Raw genomic sequence first — 301 nt, forward strand, 5'->3', positions numbered from 1 at the left:
GAGACCGGCGAGACGCAGGTGTCGCGCACCGATGCCGATGCGCGGCTGCTGACCAAGACCGGCCAGACGGTCGCTGGCTACAACGTCCAGATCGCCGTCGACGACGCCCACAAGCTGATTGTGGCGAGCGAGGTGGTCAACGACGGTAACGACGCCGGCCAGCTCCACCCGATGGCGCTGGCGGCGCGCGAAGCGCTGGCGGCCGAGACGCTGACCGTGGTGGCCGATGCCGGTTACTACAACGGAGCCACACTGAAACGCTGCGAGGAGGACGGCATCGTCGCCTATGTGCCGCCGGCCG

At 68.8% G+C, this 301-nt stretch carries 1 protein-coding gene; it reads left to right on the forward strand.

Features of this window, described 5'->3' with window-relative positions; all coding sequences use genetic code 11:
• The coding region (locus tag A33M_RS21695) for a transposase (RefSeq protein WP_040622604.1) at positions 1-301 on the forward strand (301 nt) is incomplete at both ends.

The organism is Rhodovulum sp. PH10 (genome assembly GCF_000293785.1).
GTDB lineage: Bacteria > Pseudomonadota > Alphaproteobacteria > Rhizobiales > Xanthobacteraceae > Rhodoplanes.